This window comes from Neobacillus drentensis (assembly GCF_036965425.1).
Taxonomy (GTDB): domain Bacteria; phylum Bacillota; class Bacilli; order Bacillales; family Cytobacillaceae; genus Neobacillus; species Neobacillus drentensis_F.
This window is the reverse complement of the sequence record NZ_JBALPP010000198.1, coordinates 1-9,812: the sequence shown is the minus strand read 5'-3', so window position 1 is coordinate 9,812 and position 9,812 is coordinate 1. Positions and strand designations below refer to the sequence as shown.

At 39.4% G+C, this 9,812-nt stretch carries 6 protein-coding genes; 5 read left to right on the top strand and 1 reads right to left on the bottom strand.

Annotated elements, in window-relative coordinates; all coding sequences use genetic code 11:
- The first annotated feature begins 138 nt into the window (after window positions 1–138).
- From V7161_RS29895 to V7161_RS29880, 4 genes are all read left to right on the top strand, one after another.
- Window positions 139–1,053 (top strand): proline dehydrogenase, encoded by a 915-nt coding sequence (locus tag V7161_RS29895; RefSeq protein ID WP_335716394.1) that lies wholly within the window; start codon window positions 139–141, stop codon window positions 1,051–1,053.
- A 29-nt stretch (window positions 1,054–1,082) separates the two neighbouring features.
- Entirely contained in the window at window positions 1,083–2,654 is a 1,572-nt protein-coding gene (gene pruA / locus V7161_RS29890) for an L-glutamate gamma-semialdehyde dehydrogenase (RefSeq protein WP_335716395.1), read from the top strand.
- 114 nt (window positions 2,655–2,768) lie between these two features.
- Window positions 2,769–4,232: a sodium/proline symporter PutP gene (putP, locus tag V7161_RS29885; RefSeq protein WP_335716393.1), complete on the top strand. Its 1,464-nt coding sequence runs from the start codon at window positions 2,769–2,771 to the stop codon at window positions 4,230–4,232.
- Window positions 4,233–4,408: 176 nt separating this feature from the next.
- Window positions 4,409–6,103, top strand: coding sequence for a sigma-54 interaction domain-containing protein (locus tag V7161_RS29880; protein WP_335716392.1), 1,695 nt, complete (start codon window positions 4,409–4,411; stop codon window positions 6,101–6,103).
- Between the two features lie 216 nt (window positions 6,104–6,319).
- Here the strand turns inward: V7161_RS29880 and V7161_RS29875 are convergent, their stop codons facing one another.
- The gene (locus tag V7161_RS29875) at window positions 6,320–8,317 is read right to left on the bottom strand and encodes a S9 family peptidase (protein WP_335716391.1); all 1,998 of its coding nucleotides are present in this window, start codon (window positions 8,315–8,317) and stop codon (window positions 6,320–6,322) included.
- A 371-nt stretch (window positions 8,318–8,688) separates the two neighbouring features.
- Between V7161_RS29875 and V7161_RS29870 the strand changes: the two genes are divergently transcribed.
- Window positions 8,689–9,780, top strand: coding sequence for a low temperature requirement protein A (locus tag V7161_RS29870; RefSeq protein ID WP_335716390.1), 1,092 nt, complete (start codon window positions 8,689–8,691; stop codon window positions 9,778–9,780).
- The last annotated feature ends 32 nt before the right edge of the window (window positions 9,781–9,812 follow it).

The window sequence follows — 9,812 nt, the reverse complement described above, 5'->3', positions numbered from 1 at the left end:
GTATTTGACTTAACAAGTTAACAAATGTGTTTAAATTTAAAAAATATATAGACACTTTTGTTCAGAATATTATAAAATTGCTTACAGATATAAAATAATAAACAATGATGTTCATTCTATTAAGGAGGTTTGAAGACTTTGGAATTATTAATGAGAAATATGTTTCAATCGCTTGGGAAGAATACCTCGGCTAACAAACTAGCAAAGAAATACGGTCTGCGTTTCGGAGCAGGTAGATTTGTGGCGGGGGAATCCATCAAAACAGCTATTGAGGCTGTGACAAAGTTGAATCGTGATGGAAAAATGGTCACCTTAGATCACCTTGGGGAGTTTGTTTATACTGAAGAAGAAGCACAGGAATCAGCAGCCATGTGTATACAAACACTTGATGCTATTGCTGAATCGGGGGTCAAGTCTAATCTGTCCCTTAAAATGACATCACTTGGCCTTGATATTAGCAGAGAACTATGTATGAAAAATATGCGTAAAATTCTGGACCGCGCTAAGCTCCATCAAAATTTTGTCAGAATTGATATGGAGGATTATGATCACTGCCAGGTATCATTGGATATTTACAAGGAGCTTCGGAAGGAATATGACAATGTAGGCCTTGTTATTCAAGCCTACCTTTTTAGAACGGAACAAGATATTGCTGACTTAAATCTATTAAAAGCTAACCTGCGTCTTGTAAAAGGGGCATACAAAGAATCTCCAAATGTTGCCTTTCCGGAGAAAAAAGATGTAGATGAAAATTTTAAAAAGATCATTAAGCAGCATCTATTAAACGGAAACTATACAGCAGTAGCAACCCATGATGAATCGATGATTGAATATACAAAATCTCTAGTAAGTGAACACCAAATATCGAATGAGCAATTTGAGTTTCAAATGCTATATGGAATTTGTGAGGATATCCAAGCAAAACTAGTAAAAGAAGGATATAGGGTCCGTGTATATGTGCCTTATGGGATAGACTGGTTTGGTTATTTTATGAGACGGCTGGCAGAAAGACCGGCCAATGTATGGTTTGTTCTTAAAAATCTATTAAAATAGCAATTTAACGTAAAAAGGAGTCGAAGATGATGATAACTGCAACAAAACCAACACCATTTAGAAATGAGCCTTTTACCAATTTTTCGCTTGAAGAAAATATGCAATCCATGTATGCAGCTCTTGCAAAAGTGAAAAAGGAGTTGGGCAGGAAGTATCCGATTGTAATCGGCAAGGAAAAGCTGTTCACCGAGGAACAAACCATTTCGATTAATCCGGGGAACGTCGATGAAGTAATCGGGTCTGTCAGCAAAGGGAACAAAGAATTAGCAGAAAAAGCGATGCAGGCAGCGTTAGAAACCTTTGAAACCTGGAAAAAGGTTGCGCCGGCTGAACGTGCAGAATATTTATTTAAAGCAGCAGATTTAATGAGACAGCGTAAGCATGAGTTCTCTTCTTACCTAGTCTATGAATCAGGGAAAAACTGGGCAGAAGCCGATGCTGATACGGCAGAGGCAATCGACTTTTTGGAATTTTATGCGCGAGAAATGATTCGCCTTAGCGAGACAAGCATTCATCAGCCGCTTACCAAAATTGAAGGAGAAGACAATCAAATTTCCTATATCCCTCTTGGTGTAGGGATTGTCATTTCTCCATTTAACTTCCCATTGGCTATCATGGCGGGAACAACTGTAGCAGCAATCGTATCAGGAAATACCGTTATTTTGAAGCCAGCTGATGCCACACCTGTGATTGCAGCCAAGTTTGTGGAATTAATGGAAGAGGCAGGTTTGCCTTCAGGTGTACTTAGCTTTATGCCAGGGGATGGAATCGAGGTTGGTGAGTATTTGGTAGAGCATCCAAAAACTCGATTTATCTCCTTCACAGGCTCACGTGCGGTAGGGTGCCGCATTTATGAAAGAGCATCAAAGGTTCAGCCTGGACAATTGTGGTTAAAGCGTGTCATCGCTGAGATGGGCGGCAAGGACGGGGTTGTTGTCGATGAAACAGCCGACTTAGATGCAGCAGCGGCGGCTATTGTAGCTTCAGCTTTTGGTTTCCAAGGACAAAAATGTTCCGCGGGCTCCAGAGCGATTATCGTTGCATCCGTTTATGAAGAAGTGGTTGAAAAAGTAACGGAGTTAACGAAAAACTTAACGGTTGGTCTTCCTGAAGAAAACCATGCGATTGGTCCAGTTATTGATCAAAAATCAGTTGATAAAATCATGAACTATATTGAAATTGGCAAAACAGAAGGCAGATTGCTTACTGGCGGCTCTAGAGCAAATGGCAACGGCTTCTATATTGAACCAACCGTCTTTGCAGATGTTGAACCAAAAGCACGGATCATGCAGGAGGAAATCTTTGGACCTGTCCTTGCCCTTGCGAAAGCTGCTGACTGGCAGGAAGCCATTGAAATCTATAATGATACTGACTATGGATTGACCGGTGCTTACCATTCCCAGAATGAGGAACGCATTCAGTATGCTCTTGAAAACATGTATTGCGGAAACCTTTATATTAATAAAAAATGTACAGGTGCATTAGTTGGTGCACACCCGTTTGGCGGATTCAACATGTCAGGCACTGATTCAAAAGCTGGCGGTTACGATTACCTGTTATTGTTTACTCAAGCAAAGCTGAAATCTAGAAAACTTTCATAACATAGTAGGCTGGGGAATCCTCTCTAAAGGAGAGGGGATTCCCCAGGATTTTAAACTCTTCTTGTAAGCGCTTTTATGATTTTTTGAAGTCTATTAAAAGAACGGGGATGAGGTATGAATACACAGATTCTAATTTCTATTGGTATATATATGATGGGGATGCTGGTAATTGGTTACTTTGCGTACAAGCGAACGTCTAATCTAACCGATTATATGCTTGGCGGAAGAGGACTTGGGCCAGCTGTTACAGCGCTTAGTGCAGGAGCATCTGATATGAGCGGCTGGCTGCTCATGGGGCTTCCAGGTGCGATGTTTTCTCAGGGTTTAAGTGCTTCATGGATTGCCATTGGTTTAACAATTGGGGCCTATTTCAACTGGCTTTATGTAGCGCCGCGGTTAAGAACTTATACAGAAAACGCCAACAATTCGATGACCATTCCTGCATTCCTGGAGAACCGTTTTGGTGATCGTTCGTCTATGCTGAGATTGACCTCTGGACTCGTTATTATTGTCTTTTTTACTTTCTATGTATCCTCGGGAATGGTTTCTGGCGGGGTTCTTTTTGAAACAACCTTTAATCTGCATTATCAGGTTGGACTTTGGATTATCGCTGCTGTAGTAATTGCCTATACTTTATTTGGCGGATTTTTAGCCGTGAGCTGGACCGATTTTGTACAGGGTTTGATTATGGTAACTGCTCTTATTTTAGTCCCAGTTGTGACCATCATGGAAGTAGGCGGATTTGGTCCTGCATTTCAGGAAATAAAGGGAATCGATCCTAAGTTATTTGACATTTTTAAAGGGACCACCGTATTGGGGATTGTTTCCTTAATGGCCTGGGGCCTAGGGTACTTTGGCCAGCCGCATATAATTGTCCGCTTTATGGCAATTTCGTCCGTGAAAGAAATAAAAAAAGCAAGACGTATTGGTATGGGCTGGATGATCTTCTCGGTCGGTGGTGCGATGTTTACTGGATTCATTGGCTTGGCCTTTTATTCTAAACAGGGTATCACACTTTCTGACCCTGAAACCGTCTTTATTGAACTAAGCCGAATTTTATTTCATCCATTGATAACTGGATTTTTACTGGCCGCATTATTAGCGGCGGTGATGAGTACTATTTCTTCACAGCTCCTTGTGACAGCAAGCTCACTGACAGAAGATGTTTATAAGACTTTCTTCCGCCGTTCTGCAACAGATAAAGAATTAATGTTTATTAGCAGACTTTCGGTGCTTGTCGTAGCCGTCATTTCCGTTGTCCTTGCCTTTGATAAAAATGGAACCATTTTATCGCTGGTGGGTTACGCTTGGGCTGGCTTTGGAGCCGCTTTTGGACCTGTCATTCTGCTGAGCCTTTATTGGAAACGGATGAATAGATGGGGCGCTCTTGCCGGCATGATCGGCGGCGCCGTAACGGTAATCATTTGGGCTAGTGTACCGGTATTAAAAAATAGTTTATACGAAATCATTCCCGGATTCGTGGTAGGTCTGGCAGCAATCTGGATTGTCAGCCTGATGACTCCCGCACCAAGTGAGCAATTACAAAAAGAATTTGACCAATATAAACAATCGGCCTAACATTTAGTCCCGGTGAAACTTAAAAAGCTGATACCCGTATAATATATGGGTTCAGCTTTTTTAATACTTATTATTAATTTTGAAGTTCATTTATCCTATTATCGTATAATATAGGTTAGGTAGAATAGCCTTTAATTATATGATACAGTGATAAAAAAGCTAGAAAGGATTTTAGTATGTACAAAAGTGTACAATTTACACTGGATGACTCCTTTACAATTGTAAATAATCATACAACATTAATAGAAATAAAAAAGAAGCTGCACGAGTACAATTTTGTTATTGTGGCGGGTGGAACGTACTTTATCATCAATAACTATGAAAACAGCTTGATGGCCTTAGGCAGCGACTCCATGCCCATAATTGATTGGCTCGAACATCTCAATTGGCTCCCATCAACTGTACTTTCTGACGTCTATGAAGTCGATTCTGACGTGGATTGGCGCAGACCGGTTCTTGTTAAAAAGGAAATGGAAATTATCGGTGTTGTTACAGCTGATAAGCGGATTGAAAAGCTGGAAGAAGAAAACCGCCAAATTTCTGCATATTTTCAAACCTTAGCCGAGACGATCAATGACTCCGTTACAGCGGTTGATCAAACGGGAAATGTCGTCTACTGGAATCTAACGGCGGAAGAAACCTACAAGATAAAAAAAGAGTACATCCTCGGAAAGAAAATTGGAGAGCACTTTAGTGATGAATCAATTGTCCTACACCGAATTTTAAATGAAGGACGTCCGGTAAGAGGGCAATATCATCGGCCTAATAAGGATACACACGTTCTAATTAACGCTTCACCTATCATGATTGAAAATAAGATCATCGGCGGCATCGCGACTGAACATAATATCACGAATATTATCCGGCTTAACGAAGAATTGGATTCAAACTCTTCGTTGTTTGTTCAAAAGTCAAATACCTTTTCAACAATGGTAAGTGGGAGTCCTAAATTCCAGGAAGCCTTGAAGATTGCGCAAAAAGTTGCCCATGCGGATATCTCGATTCATTTAACGGGGGAACCTGGTGCTGGAAAAGAAATGCTGGCTCAAGCGATTCATTATGGCGGCTCAAAAGCCGAAGGGCCATTTATTACCCTAAACTGTTCGGTCATCCCTGCTGCATTGTTAGAAATCGAACTTTTCGGTTTTCAAAAGGAAAACTTTACAGCGGAACAGGAAACATTACAAATCGGCCGGATCGAGCAAGCTTTAGACGGTACTTTATATATAGAAGATATTGATAAGATGCCGCTTTCGATCCAAGGCAAATTATTAAATTATTTGGTCGATCATAGTTTTTACCGGGTAGGCGGGGGAGAGAAAATTACCTCGTCAACAAGAATCATTACTTCCACTTCAGAATCGATGGATGTTCTCCTGCAACAAGGGAATTTTAACGAGCAGCTTTATTTTCATTTATCCGTCATTACCATTGATATCCCGCCACTAAGAACAAGAAAAGAGGATATCGTTTCCCTAGCTCAGAATTATATTCAAGAATTCAGCTCTAAGTATAAAAAGCAGGTACCAGAGATCTCTTCTGAGACAATGAAACAGTTAGTAAACTATGACTGGCCAGGAAATATCCGTGAACTACGAAACACGATTGAACGAATGGTCCTCCTAAATGAAAAACCGATTATTACCGAAGAACTTTTACCTGAAAATATCAAAAGTAAGGTAATTGTAAAACAAACCAACACCAAAAATGGGGAAATTGATCAACAGGAACCTGTTTTAAAAAATACGGAAGCCTTCGAGATTGAGGAAGCATTAAGAAAAACATATGGCAATAAAAGTGCAGCAGCAAATTTATTAGGTATTTCAAGAGGGACATTATATAACAAAATAAAAGAATATGGATTAAATTAAATGTGAAATACTGATGATTTTCCGATTAATATCCAATAAATGTCGTTAACCTCGAAAATTATGTAGTAAGTATCTGAAAATATGTCGTAAGTGACCTAAAATATGTAGTAAGTTTCTGAAGATACGATGACGCTCCAAATAATATCCAGTAAATGTTGTTATTTTCATAGAAAAGGACAAATCCCATCTGGAACACAGATGGGATTATTAAATGTCTTATTTCAGCCGATCATCGAACCAGCCAATTAAATGCTTTAGACGCTCTAAACGGTGCTTCGGCTTACCAGAGCGTGAAAGGTCATGGCTTTCATCCGGGAAGCGGACGAGCTTTGTTTCCACTCCCAACCGCTTAAGGGCAATATACCATTGCTCTGCCTGTTCCATTGGACAACGTAAATCCTGTTCACTGTGCAGGATTAATATCGGTGTTTTAACATTACGAGCATGGTGAAGAGGAGAAAGCTTTAATAACTTCTCGGCATTATCCCATAAATCAGCATGTCCGTGCTGCCATTCCGTGAAGAAAAATCCAATATCACTCGTACCATAGAAGCTGTGCCAATTACAAATACTGCGCTGCGTAACGGCTGCTTTGAAACGGTCTGTACGAGTGACGATAACGTTGGTCATATACCCGCCGTAACTGCCTCCCGTAACAAATAACTGGCTGTGATCGATATAATTAAAGTTTTCTAATGCATAATCTACACCAGCCATAATATCTTCATAATCCATTCCGCCGTAATCACCGATAACGGCATTGACAAAGTCATGACCGTAGCCATGGCTTCCTCTAGGATTCGTGTAAAGGACTACATAGCCTTTTGAAGCCATTACCTGCATCTCGTGGTGAAGACCATTTCCATATGCCGTTGCCGGCCCGCCGTGAATCTCAACGATCAGCGGATATGTTTTCCCTTCCTCAAACCCTAATGGCTTTAAGATCCAGCCTTCAATATCCCAGCCATCCGTGCTCTTGTAATGGAAATTTTCCGGAGTACTTAAATGAACCTGGTTATATAGCTCTTGGTTCCAATCCGTTAACTTATGAACGTTAGTCACATCTTTTAAATCTTGAATGACTAAATCTCCTGTAGAATGAGGAGTAGCAAGAACAAGGACCGCTTGATCATCACTTACGATATCATAAGAAGTAACGGTTGCTATAGAAGGGGAAAGGGCAGCGGAAACCTCCCCATTCAGAGTTACCTTAAATAACTGACAATCGCCGCCAACTGTAGCAGAAAAGTAAATGCTGGAACTAGTATAGTCCCATATTAATCGAAACTCCGCTGTGTCATACTTCGCATCAATACCTACCAGGTTTCCGATTGTGTAGTCAAAGCCCTCTGTTAAATTTGTTAATTTACCTGTTTCCAAGGAAAACAGGAGGACATTTGTATTTCCTTGACTTCGTTCACCACGTGTATGGCCAGCAATGGCCAGCCATTTACCGTCTGGTGATACCGAAGGTGAGCTAATATATCCATTCCCTTGATAGAAAAGGGCCTCTTTCTTAAGAACCAAATCGTATTTCCAAATAGCCGGGAGGTAACCCCACTCTGTATCTTCGGCCTTTGTTCCAATATAGAATAAGCTTTTTCCATCTGGAGAGAAACGAGGCTGAGAAAAATCATGCTCTCCCTCAGTAATTTTCGTATAAGACTTTGTCTCCATGTCAAATAGGTAAATATGCTTGCGGTCATCGTTATAAATACCGACTCCGTCTCCCTTATAACGAAGTCTTGTAATCACCTTCACATCACTTTTTTCTTCCTTCTTATCTTCGTCCTTGTCAAAGGTAGGCCCTATTTCCCCATTAATGGTAAGAGCAAGCTGCTTCCCATCTGGAGACCAGACAAATTCACCAATCCCTTGCTTTACGTCTGTTAATTGAACCGCTTCACCGCCATCCATATGTAAAAGCCAGACTTGATTTTTTTCGGTGCGGTTTGAACGGAAGGCAAGGATGCTGCCATCTGGTGACCACTTTGGAGAAGTATCTTTTACTAAGCTCTCCTTTGAATAGTGAGAGGTAAACTGTCTGCCTTCAACTTTTAAATCCGTTAGATAGATATTAGAATAGTAGCCATCTTTTTCTTTATCTACATGAGTCAGGACATAGGCAGCTTTGTCTTTGTTAGGTGAAACTTGAGGATCTCCGACAAACTTATATTTACATAAATCTTCCGCCGTAATCGGACGTTTCGTCATGTTTTATCCCTCCATTATGTACTTGCTATAAGTCTATCTTAACATTTCGATAATCGAAGTAAATGAATTTTTTGTATTTTCATAATAGTTATGCAAGAGGAGGGTTCCGCTTGCTTTTTTTGAACAAAAACATTATTTCTATCAAACTTGTACTTTATTCCCCAAGAAATGATTAGATTCTTATTAATTTTACATTCTTCGACTTGTCTATTGTCGGAATTGAAACAATATGCCAGACTTGAATTACTGGACTAAAATATTTATCTTTATAATTAGTTGTAAAAAATTGGAGTGAACATAAGTGGAAATACGAAATAGATGGAATATAAAAATCATATAATAATCTATTAGGGGATAGGAAGGAGTACAGAATGATAGAAAAGAAAGTTACATGGTTAGAGCTTTTTTATGATTTGTTATTTGTGGCGGCGGTTGCGTCTGCAACCCATGTTTTACTTCATGTTGAAGATGGATATATCCATTCAGAGTATTTATTTAAGTTTGTGTTAATTTTTATTCCTATCTGGTGGGCTTGGGTAGGGCAAACCCTGTTTGTAAACCGGTTTGGGGAGGATTTATTTCATCAACGACTATTTTTAATAGTACAAATGTTTTTTGTTCTAATTATGACATCAAGCTTATCAGTCGATTTTGATCAATATTATCTTTCTTTTTTAATTGGTTATATTGGCTTAAGAGCAGTGACAGCAATCCAATATCTTGTTGTCCAGCGTAAAGAAGAGGGATTCCGAAAAAATGCAGCACGATATTTGGGAAAGTATTTTTGGATTGGAATCATTATATCATTATTCTCCGTCCTTTTTGATTCTTGGCTTCGTTATGCTGTGTTATATGCGGGTATCATTATCGATATTATGGTTCCAATTTTTGGACGAAAGTATTTAGTAAAGGTGCCCACAAATACAGCACACTTATTAGAGCGATTTGGTCTATTTACCATTATTCTCTTTGGTGAAGCTCTAGTCAGCACCCTTGCGGTAATTCAGCCTAAACAAGGAAATTGGAATTCAATAGGTTTTTCGGCCATTTCATTTATCCTAATCATTTCGATGTGGTGGCAGTATTTCGATAATGTGGAGAAGAAAGTAGACAAGTCGCTCCAAACTATCGGCCAAACCATTATTTACGGTCATCTGTTTATTTTAATGTCTTTGAGCATGATTGCAGCATCCATCAGGCTAATGTTTTTAAATGAAATCCATTATTCATATATCCTGTATTTCGTTTTTTCTTCTGTATTGCTCTATTTCTTGTCAACTACTTTTGTTTTCCACCAATATAGACATGTGCACCACAGATTGAAAATTTATCATTTAGGGTTATTTTTAGGGATTTTAGCCGTCTTTTTTATTATTAATTTAATTGTAGTAGTACCATATATTGTGCTAATAGGGGAATTAACCCTGTTTTTTGTTATCTATGCTAAATTAACTACCACTTAAATTTTACAAAATAAAGACTTTGGGCTCGCTCC